The 15,862-nt window shown below is 70.2% G+C and carries 18 protein-coding genes; 11 read left to right on the plus strand and 7 right to left on the minus strand.

All coding sequences use genetic code 11. From position 1 onward, the window contains the following. Positions 1-3: 3 nt before the first annotated feature. The gene (locus AC2D80_RS03925; protein ID WP_484631669.1) at positions 4-1,119 is read right to left on the minus strand and encodes a substrate-binding domain-containing protein; all 1,116 of its coding nucleotides are present in this window, start codon (positions 1,117-1,119) and stop codon (positions 4-6) included. A 118-nt stretch (positions 1,120-1,237) separates the two neighbouring features. Here AC2D80_RS03925 and AC2D80_RS03930 point away from each other — a divergent pair, with 118 nt between their 5' ends. Genes AC2D80_RS03930 through AC2D80_RS03940 form a run of 3 tightly spaced genes read left to right on the plus strand, consistent with a single transcriptional unit; the run spans position 1,238 to position 3,524 of the window. After that, the gene (locus AC2D80_RS03930; protein WP_484631670.1) at positions 1,238-1,966 is read left to right on the plus strand and encodes an ABC transporter permease; all 729 of its coding nucleotides are present in this window, start codon (positions 1,238-1,240) and stop codon (positions 1,964-1,966) included. 41 nt (positions 1,967-2,007) lie between these two features. Next, a complete protein-coding gene (locus AC2D80_RS03935) occupies positions 2,008-2,724 on the plus strand; it encodes an ATP-binding cassette domain-containing protein (protein WP_484632640.1) in 717 nt (238 codons plus the stop codon). Continuing rightward, on the plus strand, positions 2,721-3,524 hold the full coding sequence (locus AC2D80_RS03940; RefSeq protein ID WP_484631671.1) for an ABC transporter substrate-binding protein: 804 nt from the start codon (positions 2,721-2,723) through the stop codon (positions 3,522-3,524). Before AC2D80_RS03935 ends, AC2D80_RS03940 begins: the two co-directional genes overlap by 4 nt. 16 nt (positions 3,525-3,540) lie before the next feature. Here AC2D80_RS03940 and AC2D80_RS03945 read toward each other — a convergent pair whose 3' ends face one another. Genes AC2D80_RS03945 through AC2D80_RS03955 form a run of 3 tightly spaced genes read right to left on the minus strand, consistent with a single transcriptional unit; the run spans position 3,541 to position 5,670 of the window. Continuing rightward, the gene (locus AC2D80_RS03945) at positions 3,541-3,924 is read right to left on the minus strand and encodes a nuclear transport factor 2 family protein (RefSeq protein ID WP_484631672.1); all 384 of its coding nucleotides are present in this window, start codon (positions 3,922-3,924) and stop codon (positions 3,541-3,543) included. A 1-nt stretch (position 3,925) separates the two neighbouring features. After that, a complete protein-coding gene (locus tag AC2D80_RS03950) occupies positions 3,926-4,675 on the minus strand; it encodes an ATP-binding cassette domain-containing protein (protein WP_484631673.1) in 750 nt (249 codons plus the stop codon). After that, entirely contained in the window at positions 4,675-5,670 is a 996-nt protein-coding gene (locus tag AC2D80_RS03955; protein ID WP_484631674.1) for a tripartite tricarboxylate transporter substrate binding protein, read from the minus strand. The genes AC2D80_RS03950 and AC2D80_RS03955 overlap by 1 nt, the downstream gene beginning before the upstream one ends. Before the next feature lie 147 nt (positions 5,671-5,817). Between AC2D80_RS03955 and AC2D80_RS03960 the strand changes: the two genes are divergently transcribed. The 8 genes from AC2D80_RS03960 (at position 5,818) to AC2D80_RS03995 (ending at position 13,635) form a co-directional block, all read left to right on the plus strand. Continuing rightward, entirely contained in the window at positions 5,818-6,783 is a 966-nt protein-coding gene (locus tag AC2D80_RS03960; protein WP_484631675.1) for a PQQ-dependent catabolism-associated beta-propeller protein, read from the plus strand. After that, positions 6,780-7,982: a type 1 periplasmic-binding domain-containing protein gene (locus AC2D80_RS03965; RefSeq protein WP_484631676.1), complete on the plus strand. Its 1,203-nt coding sequence runs from the start codon at positions 6,780-6,782 to the stop codon at positions 7,980-7,982. Before AC2D80_RS03960 ends, AC2D80_RS03965 begins: the two co-directional genes overlap by 4 nt. Continuing rightward, complete coding sequence (locus tag AC2D80_RS03970) at positions 7,967-8,812, plus strand: ABC transporter permease (RefSeq protein WP_484631677.1); 846 nt, start codon at positions 7,967-7,969, stop codon at positions 8,810-8,812. The genes AC2D80_RS03965 and AC2D80_RS03970 overlap by 16 nt, the downstream gene beginning before the upstream one ends. Positions 8,813-8,846: 34 nt before the next feature. Continuing rightward, on the plus strand, positions 8,847-9,656 hold the full coding sequence (locus AC2D80_RS03975) for a quinoprotein dehydrogenase-associated SoxYZ-like carrier (protein WP_484631678.1): 810 nt from the start codon (positions 8,847-8,849) through the stop codon (positions 9,654-9,656). Then, on the plus strand, positions 9,653-10,669 hold the full coding sequence (locus AC2D80_RS03980) for a quinoprotein relay system zinc metallohydrolase 1 (RefSeq protein ID WP_484631679.1): 1,017 nt from the start codon (positions 9,653-9,655) through the stop codon (positions 10,667-10,669). Before AC2D80_RS03975 ends, AC2D80_RS03980 begins: the two co-directional genes overlap by 4 nt. 321 nt (positions 10,670-10,990) lie before the next feature. Continuing rightward, the gene (locus tag AC2D80_RS03985; protein ID WP_484631680.1) at positions 10,991-12,682 is read left to right on the plus strand and encodes a PQQ-dependent methanol/ethanol family dehydrogenase; all 1,692 of its coding nucleotides are present in this window, start codon (positions 10,991-10,993) and stop codon (positions 12,680-12,682) included. Between the two features lie 60 nt (positions 12,683-12,742). Next, positions 12,743-13,078, plus strand: a complete 336-nt coding sequence (locus AC2D80_RS03990; protein ID WP_484631681.1) for a c-type cytochrome — start codon at positions 12,743-12,745, stop codon at positions 13,076-13,078. Beyond that, positions 13,075-13,635 (plus strand): hypothetical protein, encoded by a 561-nt coding sequence (locus tag AC2D80_RS03995; RefSeq protein ID WP_484631682.1) that lies wholly within the window; start codon positions 13,075-13,077, stop codon positions 13,633-13,635. The genes AC2D80_RS03990 and AC2D80_RS03995 overlap by 4 nt, the downstream gene beginning before the upstream one ends. Positions 13,636-13,683: 48 nt before the next feature. Here the strand turns inward: AC2D80_RS03995 and AC2D80_RS04000 are convergent, their stop codons facing one another. The 3 genes from AC2D80_RS04000 to AC2D80_RS04010 all read right to left on the minus strand — a co-directional run bounded on the left by AC2D80_RS04000 (position 13,684) and on the right by AC2D80_RS04010 (position 15,836). Then, entirely contained in the window at positions 13,684-14,352 is a 669-nt protein-coding gene (locus AC2D80_RS04000; RefSeq protein ID WP_484631683.1) for a response regulator, read from the minus strand. A gap of 105 nt (positions 14,353-14,457) precedes the next feature. Next, positions 14,458-15,060 carry a hypothetical protein gene (locus tag AC2D80_RS04005; RefSeq protein WP_484631684.1) on the minus strand — a complete coding sequence of 201 codons (603 nt, stop codon included), beginning with the start codon at positions 15,058-15,060 and terminating at the stop codon, positions 14,458-14,460. Between the two features lie 251 nt (positions 15,061-15,311). After that, positions 15,312-15,836, minus strand: a complete 525-nt coding sequence (locus tag AC2D80_RS04010; protein WP_484631685.1) for a hypothetical protein — start codon at positions 15,834-15,836, stop codon at positions 15,312-15,314. Positions 15,837-15,862 lie beyond the last annotated feature (26 nt).

Here is a 15,862-nt window from a genome sequence, read left to right on the forward strand (position 1 = left end):
GGCTCAGTCCCACCAGGGCAGCAGCCGCTTCATCGAGGCGACCTCGCCGCAGTGGTCGGGCACATAGCCGGGCAGGGCGGTCAGGGCCTGATGCCAGTTGTTTCCCTGCAGGTGCTGCAGCAGGCGCTGCAGGGCGGGCTGCTCCAGCGCCGTCTTCAGGCACACCAGCAGGTAGCGCTCCTCGGTCACGGTCACGAAGTCCAGGCCCTGGCTGCGCGCGGCGTACTCGGTGCCTAGGCCCACGTCGGCGGTGCCACTGGCCACGGCCAGGGCCACGGCCCCGTGGGATGTCTCGACGCGCTCGTAGCCGTTCACCGTGTCGGCCGCGCGCCCCGCCTGGGCGAGCCACTCGTCGAGCAGCAGGCGGGTGCCCGTGCCCTTGGCGCGGTTGACGAAGCGCGCGCGCTGGTGGATCACGTCGTCCAGCGACTGCAGCCGCAGCGGATTGCCCGGCGCCAGCATCAGGCCCTGGGCGCGCCGCGCGAAGCCGATGATCTTGTGCAGGCCGGGCTTGAGCAGCGGCCGGTAGGTGCGCGCGCTCAGGCTGCCGGCGGCCGCGAAGGGCTGGGTGTGGAAGCCCGCGACCTCGCAACGGCCTTCGTTGAGCGCGCGGATGGCATCCACGCTGCCGGTGAAGCGGATGTCCAGGTGCAGCGGCGCCTCGGCGTGGCGCGCGGTGTGTTCGCGCAGCACCGTGAGCGCATGGTCGTGGCTGGCGTACAGGGTCAGCTCGTCCTGTCGCACCGGGGTGTCGCTGGCGCCGTCGAGCACCTTGGCAAACGCGCGCTCGATCTCCGCGCGCAGGCTTTCCATCTGCGGCGCCAGCCGCGCCTGGGCTAGGCGCTCGGCCAGCAGCAGCCGCTCGCCGAAGGCGGTGAGGCGGGCGGCCTGGCCGCGTTCCCACACCAGCAAGGGCTGGCCCAGCTCCGCTTCCCAGTCCTTGAGCTGCCCCCACACGTGGCGGTACGACAGACCGATCTGACGCGCGGCCCCGGAGATCGAACCACTGCTGCGCACCGCGTGCAGCACGTCCATCATGGGGTTGCGCAGCACGACCGGCTCCCCGGCCCGGGAGGCCGGGCCGCTGCGCAGGGTGTACGACAACTCGACGGTCCGCATGGCCCGGAAGTGTGCATCAAGCCCACCAAGACCCTCGGCCGTGACTTATGAATCGCGCTTCCTAACGCGCTGCGGCGGACCCGTGATTGAATCCTGCGCCATTGAGGATGGAGTCTCCATGAGTGCCTTTGTCGACAGCGCGAGCACCGCGTTCACCCTCGTGACCTCCGGCGACCCGGTGTTGTGGTCGGTGGTGGGGCGCTCGCTCGCGGTGAGCGCGGCGGCCTGTTTGATTGCCAGCGGCATCGGCCTGGCGCTGGGCGCGTGGCTGGCGACCGCGCGGTTTCGCGGCCGTTCGGCGCTGCTGACGGTGCTCAACACCTTTCTGGCGATTCCGTCGGTCGTGGTGGGGCTGGTGATTTACCTGCTGCTGTCGCGCTCCGGGCCGCTGGGCTTCCTGGGTTGGCTGTTCAGCTTTCAGGCCATGGTGCTGGCGCAAGCGGTGCTGGTGGTGCCGCTGGTCACCGCGCTCACGCGTCAGGTGGTGGAGGACGCGGACCGCACCCATGGCGAGCAACTGCGCTCGCTGGGCGCGGGCACGCTGACGCGCGCGCTGCTGCTGGCCTGGGACGAGCGCTACGCGTTGCTCACCGTGCTGATCACGGCGTTTGGCCGTGCGGTGTCGGAAGTGGGCGCGGTGATGATCGTGGGCGGCAACATCGAGGGCTTCACCCGGGTCATGACCACCGCCATCGCGCTGGAGACCAGCAAGGGCGACCTGCCGCTGGCCCTGGGCCTGGGACTGGTGCTCATGACGGTGGTGCTCCTGCTCAACGGCGTGGTCTCGCTGCTGCGCCGCTGGCGCGAGCGCCGGGATGGGCTGGCGCCGCTGATGGTGGCTGCATGACAGCGATGCCTCGCCTGCCCGCCGCTGTGGCGGCGGCGCCCGTGGTCGAACTGCGCGACGCCACGGTGCAGCTGGTGCCCGGCCGCCCGCCTGCGCTGGATCGCGTCTTCCTGCGCATCGCCCCGGGCGAGCGCGTGGCGCTGGTGGGCGCCAACGGCAGCGGCAAGAGCACGCTGCTGCGCACCCTGCACCGCCTGCAGCCCCTGACCACAGGCAGTCTGCAGACCGCCAGCGGCGCGCGCCAGGCCATGCTGTTCCAGCGACCCCACCTGCTGCGCCTGAGCGCGCAGCGCAACATCGCGCTCGGCCTGTGGCTGCAAGGCACACCGTGGCGGTCGGCGCGCGAGCGGGCGTGGGAGGCGCTGCGCCGGGTGGAGCTCGAGTCCGTGGCCGACGCCAACGCCCGCGCGCTGTCGGGCGGCCAGCAGCAGCGCCTGGCGCTGGCGCGCGCCTGGGCGCTGCGCCCCGCGGTGTGGTTGCTCGATGAACCCACCGCCAGCCTCGACCCCCACGCCAAGCGCGAAGTCGAGGCCCTGATTGCCGAGTTCACCACCGCCGGGCAGCCAGACGGCTCGCCGACCACCCTGGTGTTCAGCAGCCACAACCTGGGCCAGGTGAAGCGACTGGCCAGCCGCGTGATGTACCTGGAGCAAGGTCGGCTGCTGGCCGACCTGCCGGTGGCCGATTTCTTCAACCACGAGATCCTGCGGGCGGTGTGCCCGCAGGCCGATCTGTTTGTTCAGGGAGAAAGCCTGTGACATTTTTCAAGCGCGTGGCCGCCGCCGTGGTCTTCGGTCTGGCCGGTGCGGCCGCCCTGGCCCAGAGCATCGTGGTGGCGTCCACCACCTCCACCGAGCAGAGCGGCTTGTTTGGCCATATCCTGCCCCAGTTCAAGCAGGCCAGCGGTATCGATGTGAAGGTGGTGGCGCTGGGCACCGGCCAGGCGATTGACATGGCCCGCCGCGGTGACGCGGACGTCCTGTTCGTGCACGACAAGGTCGCCGAGGAGCAATTCGTGGCCGACGGCTTCGGCGTGAAGCGCCTGGAGGTCATGTACAACGACTTCGTGCTGATCGGCCCGAAGGCCGACCCGGCCGGGACCAAGGGTGCCGACATCGCTGCTGCCTTCAGGAAGCTCGCCGCCGCGAACGCGCCCTTTGTCTCGCGTGGCGACAAAAGCGGGACGCACGCGGCCGAGCTGCGCTTCTGGAAGCTGACCGACCGCGAGGCCGTCAAAGGCACTGGCTACCGGGAATGCGGGTGCGGCATGGGCCCGGCGCTGAACATCGCGTCGAGCAGCGGCGCCTATGTGCTGGCCGACCGCGGTACCTGGCTGAACTTCAAGAACCGCGCCGATCTCGCCATCCTGGTGGAGGGCGACAAGCGCCTCTTCAACCAGTACGGCGTGATGCTGGTGAGCGCGGCCAAGCATCCCCACGTCCGGGCGGCCGATGGCCAGAAGTTTGTCGATTGGCTCGTCGGTCCCGCCGGCCAGGCAGCGATTGCCGCTTACCAGATCGGCGGCGAGCAGCTGTTCTTTCCCAACGCCCGGCGGTGATCGCTTCGCGGCGCCATCAGCTCAGGGGCCGCGGCACCAGCGAGGAGTGGTGCTCCACGATCACCCAGCGGTCGGCCGCTTCGCGGTGCAGCACGAGCGTGAAGCGCGCGGGCAGGCCCTGCGGGTCGGTGCCGGGGAAGAGGGTGAGTTCGTAGATGCCGCTGAGCACCACGGCGTCGCCCAGGGTGCGCTGGCGGCTGGCGACGAGCCGCATTTGTGGTGGCGGGCGCATGCCCAGCACCTCGTCGAAATAGCGGGCGATGGCTTCGGGCGACTCTTTGGGGTCGGGGGCGGTGGTGGCCCAGAGCACCGCGCGGGGGTCGTACAGCGCACACAGCGTACCGACCTCGCCGCGGTTGAAGGCGGAGATCCAGCGGTGAATGACCTCGGTGGCCTGCATGTCAGTCGCGACCCCCGTCGAGCTGGCGCAGGACCTCGGCCTGGAAATCGGTGCCCTGCGCCGCGGCCATGAAGTCGGCGGTGCTGCCGTCGTAGCGCACGCCGCCCTGGTGAATCAGCACGAGGCGGCTGGCGCTGCGCGCTTCCTCGATCAGGTGGGTGGCCCAGAGCACCGCGAGGCCCTCGCGGGCGCACAGGTCGCTCACGGTGGTGAGCAGCTGCTGGCGCGAGGCGGGGTCGAGGCCGACGGTGGCTTCGTCCATCAGCAGCACGCGCGGGCGATGGAGCAGGGCGCGCACCAGCTCGACCTTGCGCCGGTTGCCGCCGGAGAGGCTGCGCACGACGGCTTTCTCCTGTCCCTGCAGGCCCAGGCTGGCCAGGCCGTGGGCGATGCGTTCGGCGGCCAGCGCGCGCGGCAGGCCGTGGAGGTCGGTGTGAAAGCGCAGGTTGGCGAGCACGCTCAGGTCGAGGTCGAGCGCGGCCTGCTGAAACACCACGCCGAGCCCGGCGAGCGCGCGCGCGGGGTGCCGGCGCAGGTCGTGTCCCAGCACCTCGATCTCGCCGCGGTCGGGCGTGAACAGACCGGTGAGCAGTTGCAGCAGGGTGCTCTTGCCGGCGCCGTTGGGGCCGAGCAGGGCCACGAACTCGCCCGCCCGCAGGCTCAGGCTGAGCCCCCGCAGCGCGGGCTTGGCGCCGTAGGCCTTGTGCAGGTCGGTGGCGCGCAGCAGGGTGGATGCGGCGGTGTCGGGCATCAGCTGTGGCCTCGCGGCAGCAGGTTCATGCGGTGCAGCAAACGCTTTTCCCGTTCGACGGTGTCAAGCACCGCCTGCCGGTAGTCGCGGGTGTTGAGGTAATCGAGAGTCTGATCGTAGCGGGCGAGTTCGCGCAAGTGGCGTTCGCTGAGCATGGCGCGGGCGAAGGCGTCGTGCAATCGGGCGATGGCGGCCTCGGGCGTGGCGCGGGGCGCGGCCAGGCCCCAGGGCGAGTGGTGCACGGCAAACGGGTACCCCAGCTCGCGCAGGGTCGGCACGTCGGGCCAGCGCGGGCTGCGCTGGGCGCTGAAGACCGCCAGCAGCCGCACCTTGCCTTGGTCCAGCCAGGGGGCAAAGCCCGTGGAATTGACCCCCACCATCACCTGCCCACCCGCCACGCCGAGCATCTGGTCGGCGGTGCCGCGGTAGGGCACGTGGACGTAGCGGATGCCGTGTTGCTGGAGCACCTCTTCCATCGCCAGGTGGGCGGTGGTGCCGACCCCGGTGGAGCCCACGAGCAGCGCGCCGGGGTGCTGGCGACCCCACTGGACGAGATCGTCGAAGCGCTGGAAGGGGCTGCTGGCCGGGACCAGCACGCCGAAGGTCACGCCGGAGACCTGCACGATGGGCGCGAGGTCGTTAACCGGGTCCCAGGGCACGGGGTTCATCAGCGCGTGGCGGTAGACGGTGATGGGCACCTGGCCGATGGTGTGGCCGTCGGGCTCGGCCGCGCGCAACAGCGGCGCGACCTGCGTGCCACCGGCCCCCGGCTTGTTGATGACCACCAGCGGCTGCCCGAGCAGCGGGGCGGCTTCCTCGCACAGCACCCGCAGGGTGAGGTCGGTGGCACCCCCGGCGGGCCAGGGCACGATCAGCTGGATCGGCCGGCTGGGGAAGGGGCCGGCGGTGGCCAGCGCCGGCATGGCCAGGGTCGCGCCGACGCCGATGCCCCAGGCGAGGCACTGACGTCGCGACAACGGGGGGCGGTGGGGCATGGGGGCTGTGTCTCCGCGGACGACCTAGGGTTTGTCAGGAGCGATGGGGCCGTCGCTGGGGCCATGCTGCAAGAAGCGTTCCTGCTTTTCTGGCATCAAAGTTGCAGAAACAGCCCGCTGCTGCACAACATCAAGGAGACTCACCTCATGCAAGCCCGCCGCCTGGCCGCCTGGCCGTTCGCCCTTCTCGCCGCCGTCTTGACCCCCGCCGCACTGGCGCAGGTGTATGTGTCCAGCGAGAAGGACAACAAGGTGTATGTGTTCGACACCCAGGGCAACCGCACCGGCGCGATCGACGTGTGCAAGCGCCCGCGCCACATGATGTTCAACGCCGACCGCAGCGCGATCTACGTGTGCTGCGGTGACAGCAACCAGCTGGGCGTGGTGGACGTGGCGGCCGGCAAGATGAGCGGCACGGTGCCGCTGGGCGACAGCCCCGAGATTTTTGACCTCAGCCCGGACGGCAAGCTGGCCTACGTGTCCATCGAGGAAGAGAACGTGATGGCCGCGTACGACCTGGCCACGCGCAAGAAGGTGTTCGAGGTGAAGACCGGCGGCGAGCCCGAGGGCGTGATCGTCACGCGCGACGGCAAGTTCGCCTACGTCACCTCCGAGGTGGCCAACCTGGTCCACCTCGTCGATCTGGCGCAGAAAAAGGTGGTCAAGAACATCAAGGTGGGCAAGCGGCCGCGCCGGTTCGTGCTCACGGCCGACGGCAGCGAGCTGTGGGTGACCAACGAGCTGGATGCGTCGGTCAGCGTGGTCAACACCACCGACCACAGCGTGAAGGCCACGATCAAGTTTGCCGTGCAGGGCATGCGCGAGGCCGACATCACGCCGGTGGGCATGGCGATGAGCGCCGACGGCAAGACGATGTGGGTGGGCCTGGGCCGGGCGAATCACGTGGCCGAGGTGGACGTGGCGAGCAAGAAGGTCGGCCGCCAGGTGCTGGTCGGCAAGCGCGCCTGGGGCCTCACGCTGGGTCCGGACGGCAAGACCCTGTTTGTGGCCAACGGCCTGTCCGACGACATGACGCTGGTGGACACGGCGGCGGCCAAAGCGCTCAAGACGGTGGCGGTCGGCCGCGTGCCGCACACCGTGCTGGTGAAATGAGGCGGGTCCTCGGCCCGCTGACCCGCGCGCTGGTGGCGGCCACGCTGCTGGCCGCGGACGGCGGCGCGGTGGCCCAGACCCGCACCACCGTCACGCTGGCGGTGGTGTCGCTGGCCGACGATCCGCGCCATGCGCCGCGCCGGCTGGAGAAGGCCTACCCCGGCCACCCGGCCGGACGGGCGCTGGACGGCGTGACGCTCGGGGTGGCCGATGCCGCGTTTGAACTGGACGCCGCGGGCATCGACCTCAAGGTGCGCGATGTGGTCTTGCCCGATGCCGCGGCCTTGCCCAAGGCCCTGGCCGAACTCAAGGCCGCCCGCGTGCAGCACGTGGTGGCCGACCTCCCCGAGGGCCCGCTGCGCCAGCTGGTGCAGGCCGCGCCCGGGGCCTTGGGGGGCGCCATCGTGTTCAACACCGGCCTGGACGACGATGCGCTGCGCGCCGAACACTGTGCCGCCCACCTGCTGCACACCCTGCCCAGCCGGGCCATGCAGCAGGACGCGCTGGCCCAGTACCTGGCGGCGCGCAACTGGCGGCAGGTGCTGGTGCTGCAGGGGCCTACGCCGGCCGACGCCCTGCAGGGCCAGGCCTTTGCCCGCAGCGCCAAACGCTACGGCCTGAAGGTCGTGCAGACCCGTCCGTTCAAGCTCAGCGGCGACCCGCGCGACCGCGACCTGGCCAACACCCGCCTGCTCACCGGCGACCGCGACCACGAGGTCGTGGCGGTGATGGACGCCGACGGCGAGTTCGCCCGGCTTCTGCCCTACGCCACCCAGCGGCCACGCCCGGTCGTGGGTGCCAGCGGCCTGACCGCCGAAGCCTGGCACCCGCACTGGGAGCGCCACGGCGGCCCGCAACTCACGCGCCGCTTCCAGCGGCAGGAAAGCCGCCCGCTGCGCTCCCACGACTACGCCGCGTGGGCGGCGGCGAAGGCGGTGGTCGCGGTGCTGGTGGACGCGCCACGCGCGCCGGTGGCCGAACAGCTGCGCCGCTTGCGCAGCGGTCAGAGCTTCATCGACGGCTTCAAGGGCCAGCGGCTGAGCTTTCGCGCCTGGGACGGCCAGCTGCGCCAGCCGCTGTTTCTCAGCCACGGCGACGGCGTGGTCGGGCTCGCGCCGGTGGATGGCGTGCTGCACCCGAAAGAGGTGCTGGACACGCTGGGCGTGGACGAGGCGGAGAGCGCATGTCGCAGCCGCTGACCGCCGCCGTGGCCCCGGTGCCGCCCCCGTCGCCGCTGGCGCACCGGCTGCGCGCGCTGCGTGCGGTGGTGGGCCGCGAGATCGGTCGTTTCCTGCGCCAGCCCTCGCGCCTGGGCTCGGCGCTGGTCCGGCCGTTGCTGTGGTTTGTGGTGTTCGCGGCCGGCTTCCACAACGTGTTTGGCGTGGCCATCGTGCCGCCCTACGAGACCTACATCGAATACAAGGTCTACATGGTGCCCGGGCTGCTCGGCATGGTGGCGCTGTTCAACGGCATGCAGAGCTCGCTGTCCATGGTCTATGACCGGGAGATGGGGATGATGCGCCTGCTGCTCACCGCGCCCTTGCCGCGGGGTTGGCTGCTGGCCTTCAAGCTGCTGGGCGGCACCAGCCTGTCGGTGTTGCAGATGCTGGCTTTCCTGGCGATCGCGTGGGCGTTTGGCGTCGATCTGTCGTGGGCGTTGCTGCCGGGTCTGTTGCTGGCCATGGTGGCAGCAGCGGTGATGCTCGCGGCTTTGGGGCTGGTGTTGTCGGTGTACGTGAAACAGCTGGAGAACTTCGCGGGCACCATGAATTTCGTGATCTTCCCGATGTTTTTCATCAGCCCGGCGCTCTACCCGCTCTGGAAGCTGGAGGAGTCGGGCGCCTGGTGGCTGGTGAAGATCGCGCAGGTCAATCCGTTCACCCACGCGGTGGAGGCGATCCGCTTCGCGTCGGTCGGGCAGTTCTCTGCCACCGCGTGGGCCGTGGTGCTGGGCTGCACGGTGGTGTTTTTCGGGCTGGCGCTCTGGGGCTACGACCCGCAGCGCGGCGTCATTCGCAACAAGGGCTGACGCGCCGGTGTGCGGCGCAGGAAGGCGTTTCCCGATGGCTGGTTTCACACCGACTCCCACGATCCGGCGCCGGGCGCTGCTGACCGCGGCCGCCCTGGGCGCGGGTGGCGTGCGCGCCGCGGAAGACCACACCGGCGGCGATCCGCTGGGCTCCATGCAGTGGCCCACGCTGCGCCGTCAGTACCTCGGCCAGGCGCCGATGCGGTTTGCGCCCGAGGTGCTGGTCAAGGGGCCGGCCTTCGCCGACGACGCCATGGCGGTGCCGCTGCAGGTGGATGCGCGCGCACTGGCCCGGGAAGGTGGGGGCATCGAGCGGATCTTTGTGGTCGTGGACCGCAACCCGGTGCGGGAAGTGCTCGACTTCGAGCCGCTGCGCGCGCTGCCGATGATCGCCTTTCGCATCCGCATGGAGCAGGCCTCGCCGGTGCGGGCGATGGTGCGCACCCGCGACGGCCGCTGGCACGTGGGCGGCACCTGGGTGCAGGCCGCCGGCGGCGGCTGCACGGTGCCCGGCGCGACCCGCGCCGATGGCTCGTGGAGCCGCACCCTCAACCAGGTGCAGGCCCGCTGGTTCGACAACCTCATCGATGGCAGCCGGCGCCTGCGCCTGCGCGTGATGCACCCGATGGACACCGGCCTGGTGGCCGGCATCCCGGCTTTCTTCATCGAGCGCCTGCAGCTCGACGACGGCGCCGGCCAGCCACTGTGGCGCCTCGCGCTGCACGAGCCGGTGGCCGAAAACCCGCTGATCACGCTGGAGCTGCCCACCGGCGTGCGCGGTGGCCTGCGCTTGCACGGGCGCGACAACAACGGCAACCGCATCGACGCCGAGGTGGTGTCGTGACCGGGCGGCCGGGCCGCATCGCCGCGTGGGCCGGTGGCCTCGCGCTCGCCTGCGCTGCCCACGCGCAAGGCCCCTTGCCCAACGCCGCGCCACGCCTCCAGCCCGACGCGGCGCGCCTGCATTACGACCTGCAGCCGCGCGCGCTGGCCCGCGGCACCTGGGTGATTGAGGGCGCGGTCGACGACTTCAGCCGGGCCAACGGGTGCAACATCATCAACACCGCCTTCATTGCCACCGGCGCCGGCGTGGTGGTCATCAACACCGGACCGTCGCGCCTGTATGGCGAGCAGCAGCGGCGCGCCGTCGCCGCCACCGTCCGCGAGCCGGTGGTGTCGGTGCTCAGCCTGAACCTCCACCCCGACTACTTTTTTGGCCACCAGGCGTGGGCCGATGTCCCCACCGAGGCCCTGCCGGGCAGCATCGCGGGCATGCAGGCCGAAGGCCGGGCCTACGCCGACAACCTGTACCGGCTGTGCGGCGACTGGATGAAGGGCACCGAGTCCACGCCGTCACGACAGCCGGTCGTGCTTGAGGCGGGCACCCAGACGCGCCGTCTTGGCGGCCACACGCTGGAGCTGCACCGCCTGCGCGGCCACACCGACGACGACCTCGTCGTCATCGACACCACGACCGGCGTGCTCTACGCCGGCGGGCTGGTGTTTGCAGACCGGGTGCCCACCACCCCGCACGCCGACTTCGACGCCTGGCTCGCCAGCCTCGACCAGCTTGCCCGCTGGCACGCCGCGGGGCGCTTCCACACCGTGGTGCCCAGCCACGGCCCGGTCCACAGTGGCCTGGCCGGCATCGAGCAGACCCGCGACTGGCTGCGCTGGCTGACCGGGCTCATGCGCGAGCAGGCCGAGCGCGGCACCGACCTGGCCGAGCTGCTGCGCACGCCGGTGCCACCGCGCTTTGCCCGCTGGGCGGCGCAACCGGCCGAACTGCACCGCACGCTCACGCAGTGGTATCCCCGTTATGAGCTGCGCGCGCTGTCTGCGCCGGCCAGCCGGTGACCGGTCAGTTCACGACTGTTGCAGCCGCCTGTTCGCGCGGTTGATCCGTTTCTGAACACTGTCACGCCAGCGTCACGGCGTGGCGCGCTGGGCGCGGCGTCGCAGGCGCTGCACCGGGGTCGGGCTCAGGGTTTTTCCGGAGGGTTTTGGCCGGTGGGCGGGAACTTTTCCCTGGCACGGATGTTGCCCCTGAGCGCTCGTGCACCGCGACCGGCGGGTCGTCGGCAACACCCGTGGCACTGCGTCCGCGCAGCGACCGCCCTCAACGCCTCACGAGCAGGAGACAACCCAGTGAAACGTACTCTATTGAGCCTTTTGGTCATGGCCGCGGCGGCCCAAGTCGGCGCGCAAGGCGTGACCGACAAGATGATCGCCGACGACGCGCAGTCCACCAACAACGTGTTGAGCTGGGGCATGGGCACGCAAGGCCAGCGCCACTCGACGCTCAACGCCGTCAACAGCAAGACGATCAACAAGCTCGTGCCGGTGTGGTCGATGTCGTTCGGCGGTGAAAAGCAGCGTGGCCAGCAAAGCCAGCCGCTGGTCCACAACGGCAAGATGTTCGTCACCGCGTCCTACTCGCGCATCTACGCGGTGGACGCCAAGACCGGCCAGAAGCTGTGGAAGTACGAGCACCGTCTGCCCGAAGGCATCATGCCCTGCTGCGACGTGATCAACCGCGGCGCCGCGCTGTACGACAACCTGGTCATCTTCGGCACCCTGGACGCCCAGCTGGTGGCGCTCGACCAGAACACCGGCAAGGTGGTCTGGCGCGAGAAGATCGACGATTACTCTGCCGGCTACAGCTACACCGCCGCCCCGCTGATCGCCGAAGGCCTGCTGCTGACCGGCGTGTCCGGCGGCGAGTTCGGCGTGGTGGGCCGCGTGGAAGCGCGCGATCCCAAGACCGGCAAGATGGTCTGGACCCGCCCCGTCGTCGAAGGCCACATGGGCTACAAGGACGGCAAGGAAAACGGCATCTCCGGCACCACCAACGCCACCTGGCCGGGTGAGACCTGGAAGACCGGCGGCGCGGCCACCTGGCTGGGCGGCACCTACGATCCCAAGACCGGCCTGGCCTACTTCGGCACCGGCAACCCCGGCCCGTGGAACAGCCACGTGCGCAAGGGCGACAACCTGTACTCGGCCTCCACCGTGGCCATCGACGTCAAGAGCGGCAAGATCGTCTGGCACTACCAGAACACGCCCAATGACGGCTGGGACTACGACGGTGTGAACGAGTTCGTCACCTTCGACATGGACGGCAAGCGCGTCGGTGCCAAGGCCGACCGCAACGGCTTCTTCTACGTCAACGACGCCACCACCGGCAAGCTGATCAACGCTTTCCCGTTCGTCAAGAAAGTGACCTGGGCCACCGGCATCGACCTCAAGACCGGCCGCCCGAACTACGTCGACGACAACCGCCCGGGTGACCCGACCGCGGCCGGCGGCGACGGCACCAAGGGCAAGGCCGTGTTCTCCGCACCGGGCTTCCTGGGCGGCAAGAACCAGATGCCGATGGCCTACAGCCCGAAGACCGGCCTGTTCTACGTGCCGACCAACGAGTGGGGCATGGAGATCTGGAACGAGCCGATCACCTACAAGAAGGGCGCGGCCTACCTGGGCGCGGGCTTCACCATCAAGCCGCTGTTCGACGACCACATCGGCTCGCTGCGCGCGATCGATCCCAAGACCGGCAAGGTGGTCTGGGAAGTCAAGAACAGCGCGCCGCTGTGGGGCGGTGTCCTGACCGCCGGCGACCTGGTGTTCTGGGGCACGCCCGAGGGCTTCCTGAAGGCCGCCGACGCCAAGACCGGCAAGGTGGTGTGGCAGTTCCAGACCGGCTCCGGCGTGGTGGCCCCGCCCATCACCTGGCAGCAGGACGGCGAGCAGTACATCAGCGTGGTCTCCGGCTGGGGCGGCGCCGTGCCGCTGTGGGGCGGTGAGGTCGCCAAGAAGGTGAACTTCCTGGAGCAGGGCGGTTCCGTCTGGACCTTCAAGCTGATGAAGTAAGTTGTGTGGGTGAGGGGTGGCGCGGCGCAAGCCCGCCACCCTTTTTTTTGGATGAATGACATGCCGATGCACCGTTTCCCGATCCTGATGGCCCTGGTGGCCACCGCCAGCCTCGCGCCCGCCGCCCATGCGCTGGACGCCGCTGCCGCCGTCGAACTGGCCAAGGCCAACGGCTGCTACTCCTGCCACGCCAACGGCGAGAAGGTGGTGGGCCCGGCCTTCGCCGCCATCGCCGCCAAGTACGCCGGTGACAAGGACGCAGCCGCCTCGCTGGCCCAGTCCATTCAGAACGGCTCCAAGGGCAAGTGGGGCCGCATTCCGATGCCGCCGCACGCCAGCCTGAGCGCCGGTGATCTCAAGACCCTGTCGGTCTGGGTGTTGACGGTCAAGCCGTGACGCGGGCGCGCGCCGCCGGACTGGTGCTGGCCCTGGCCGGGTCAGCCGGCGCGGCGTGGGGCTTCGACTTCCGCGGTGAGCGCCCTGTGATCGCCGTCACGGCCGACGGCCAGCGCACGCGCATCGGCGCGGTGGCCTTCACCCCCCAGCCGTCCGGTCTTGCGCACTTCCGGGTGCGGCTGGACCCGCGGGTCCTGCAGGACCATTTCCTGTCGATGCGGGAGTTCAAGTGCCTGCCCGGCGGGCCGGAAATCACATGCGCCGTGCCCTATCCCTACGAGCAGCCGTCGGTGGCGGGCCCCTCATCGCTGGACTGGCTGGAGCACAGCCTGCTGTTTTTCTTCAAGCAGCCGCGCGACTACGGGGCGAAGCTCTGGAATGGGGTGATCTTCCGGTTCACGGTCACCGCCGATGCACTCGTCGGCGAGCCGCAAGCCATCGACCTCAACCGCCTGGGTGTGCCGCCCGAGCGGCTGGACGTGCCGCCCTACGGGCCGGCCGACCGCGATGCGTTCGCGCCCGGCGCGCGCTGGCTCACGCAGCTGCGCATCGAGTAGCTGGCGCGTCGCCGTGGCAGCGGCGTTCGGGGTCTGTGGCGCGGTGCGTCAGTGGGTCACCGGATCGTCGGTGAGCGAGACCAGGTACTGCACGATTTCGGCACAGGCTTCTTCAATCTGGTCGACTTCCAGGGTGTTCTTGTCGCCCTGCGCCCGCAGGCGGGTGCGCAGGCGCGTGGTGGCCTCCAGGATCACCGACACCTGCTGGAACACCTCGCCCGACCACGCCGGCCCGTCGGCGCCGGGCTTGGCCGGTGCCTCGGCCTCGGCGCCCGGCGGCAAGCCGCTGAACAGCGAGTCGCCCGAGAGCTCCAGCGTTTCCATCTCCTGCGGCTGCAGCAGTTGCCCCACGCGTTCGCGCAGGGCGTCGCGGTCGACCGGTTTGCTCAGGTAATCGTCCACACCCACCGCATAGGCGTTGCTGCGCCGGGCGGCGTCGGTGTGGGCGCTGACCATGATGACGCGGGTGTGGGCCGTGGCCGGGTTGTCGCGCAGGCGGCGGATCAGGTCGAAGCCGTTCAGATCGGGCATCTCCGCGTCCACCAGCATCACATCCGGGATCAGGTCCATGGCCTTGAGCAGGCCGTCGTTGCCCCGCACCGCGAAATGCAGCTGACCCATGTCCATCATCGCCCGGGCCAGGACATGCACCATGCCCGGATCGTCGTCAACGATCAGGATCTGTGGGCGCCGGGGCGCGCTGGGGTCGGTGTTCATGGCGGGGTGGGCGTTTGAAACCTTGGGACCTGTGCTATCGGCCACGCGCCGACCGACTTGAGCACTTTTGTGGGCTTGACGCCCACCCGGCGCCATGGGCTGCTTTCAGCGCACCCACTCGGCGGTCAGCGACCCACCCACCAGAAAGCCCGCCGGCACCTTCTCCTCGCGCTCGAAGCGCACCAGTCCCTGCCCCCGGCAGTACCACTCGCGGCTGACCAGCGGCACGTTCGTAAAGCCGTTGACCGGGTCGGTGTAGAGGTTCAGCGAGGCACGGCCCACCACCTTCAGGCACGGGCTGAAGCGGCCTTTGGGCGTCTCCACCGTCTCGTCCACCGCCTCGATCCGCCAGGTCATCACCGCGCGATGGCTGTGGCGCAGCTCGCGCGGGTGTTCGTTCTTGCGCAGGATCAGGTAAGGCACCGTGGTGGTTGTCCACTCCGTGCCCACCGCGTACGGCGCCTTCAGCACCCACATGGGTTCCTTGTCGGCGGTCGGCTCCTCGTCGATGTCCACCCGCGTGGCCACCCGGCGAATGCCCTGCTCGTCGACCTTGAACAGGTAATTCACACCCTGCGAGTGGTGCCGCACCGGCAGCGACTCACCGTCCCACGCCACCGGCGCCCCGACCCGCAGCGTCCACGCCTCCGGCGCCCGCGGCTCCTCACTCTCCACCCGCACCTCATACGTCTGCGACCACCCCGCCACCAGCGGAAACCAGCTGTCCCCCCCCGAAGGCGCACACCCCGCCAGCAGCAAAGCCCAAAGGCCCGCGCAGTGCACACTCCAGCGGGGGCGGAAGCTGCGCAGCGGCGCAGGCGGGCGACTCCTCAGCCACGCACCCATCCGGGCCGCGCAAAGCGCGCCCGTTCGGGGGCGCCCTGGATCCGGCTCCGCCGGTCCAGCGGCGCCGTCCCCCCCTCGGGGGGGGAAGCCGCGCAGCGGCGCAGGGGGGGCCCTCATTTCTCGGGGAGCTGCGCGCGCGGGAGGTCGCTCAGCTTGATCTGGAGTTTGTCGTTGCCCGGCGGGCGCAGCCACGAAAAGCCGCCGGGTCCGCGGATCGGTTCGGTGCTGCCCATCTGGGTGTTGCCGTCGCGCGCCTTCTTGAGACCGTCGCCCAGGATGCGGTGCAGGTCTTTCTCGTAAGGCAGGCGGTGCACCCGTGGCATCGCCAGCGGCGCGTTGTCCTTCATCGGGTTGACCCAGATGTAGATCGCACCCTCGTGGCCGCGGCCGGGGCTGGGCTCGTCGAACACCGCGGCCAGCAGCACGAAGCGCTCGGGCAGCCGGTCGTCGCTGGGCCAGCCGGCGATGCCCATCAGCGTGCCGTGGGCCAGCAGGTAGAAGCCGCTGACCAGGCCCACGCCGCCGAGCTTGACCGCCCAGTGCCAGCGGGTGGCCAGGCAGAGCACCAGCAGCAGGAAGGCCAGCAGGGCATACACGATGACCAGCCAGGTGAGTTGCGTGGTGACGGTGGGAATCATGGGGTGGTGGTGTCGTGGTGCGGCGT

It is taken from the genome of Hydrogenophaga sp. T66 (assembly GCF_057219855.1).

What these genes read in the sequence shown, in the direction of transcription:
- AC2D80_RS03925 (WP_484631669.1), bottom strand. Translation starts at nt 1,119, where the DNA reads ATGCGGACCGTCGAGTTGTCGTACACCCTGCGCAGCGGCCCGGCCTCC.
- AC2D80_RS03930 (WP_484631670.1), top strand. Translation starts at nt 1,238, where the DNA reads ATGAGTGCCTTTGTCGACAGCGCGAGCACCGCGTTCACCCTCGTGACC.
- AC2D80_RS03945 (WP_484631672.1), bottom strand. Translation starts at nt 3,924, where the DNA reads ATGCAGGCCACCGAGGTCATTCACCGCTGGATCTCCGCCTTCAACCGC.
- AC2D80_RS03950 (WP_484631673.1), bottom strand. Translation starts at nt 4,675, where the DNA reads ATGCCCGACACCGCCGCATCCACCCTGCTGCGCGCCACCGACCTGCAC.
- AC2D80_RS03955 (WP_484631674.1), bottom strand. Translation starts at nt 5,670, where the DNA reads ATGCCCCACCGCCCCCCGTTGTCGCGACGTCAGTGCCTCGCCTGGGGC.
- AC2D80_RS03960 (WP_484631675.1), top strand. Translation starts at nt 5,818, where the DNA reads ATGCAAGCCCGCCGCCTGGCCGCCTGGCCGTTCGCCCTTCTCGCCGCC.
- AC2D80_RS03965 (WP_484631676.1), top strand. Translation starts at nt 6,780, where the DNA reads ATGAGGCGGGTCCTCGGCCCGCTGACCCGCGCGCTGGTGGCGGCCACG.
- AC2D80_RS03970 (WP_484631677.1), top strand. Translation starts at nt 7,967, where the DNA reads ATGTCGCAGCCGCTGACCGCCGCCGTGGCCCCGGTGCCGCCCCCGTCG.
- AC2D80_RS03975 (WP_484631678.1), top strand. Translation starts at nt 8,847, where the DNA reads ATGGCTGGTTTCACACCGACTCCCACGATCCGGCGCCGGGCGCTGCTG.
- AC2D80_RS03985 (WP_484631680.1), top strand. Translation starts at nt 10,991, where the DNA reads ATGGCCGCGGCGGCCCAAGTCGGCGCGCAAGGCGTGACCGACAAGATG.
- AC2D80_RS03990 (WP_484631681.1), top strand. Translation starts at nt 12,743, where the DNA reads ATGCCGATGCACCGTTTCCCGATCCTGATGGCCCTGGTGGCCACCGCC.
- AC2D80_RS04000 (WP_484631683.1), bottom strand. Translation starts at nt 14,352, where the DNA reads ATGAACACCGACCCCAGCGCGCCCCGGCGCCCACAGATCCTGATCGTT.
- AC2D80_RS04010 (WP_484631685.1), bottom strand. Translation starts at nt 15,836, where the DNA reads ATGATTCCCACCGTCACCACGCAACTCACCTGGCTGGTCATCGTGTAT.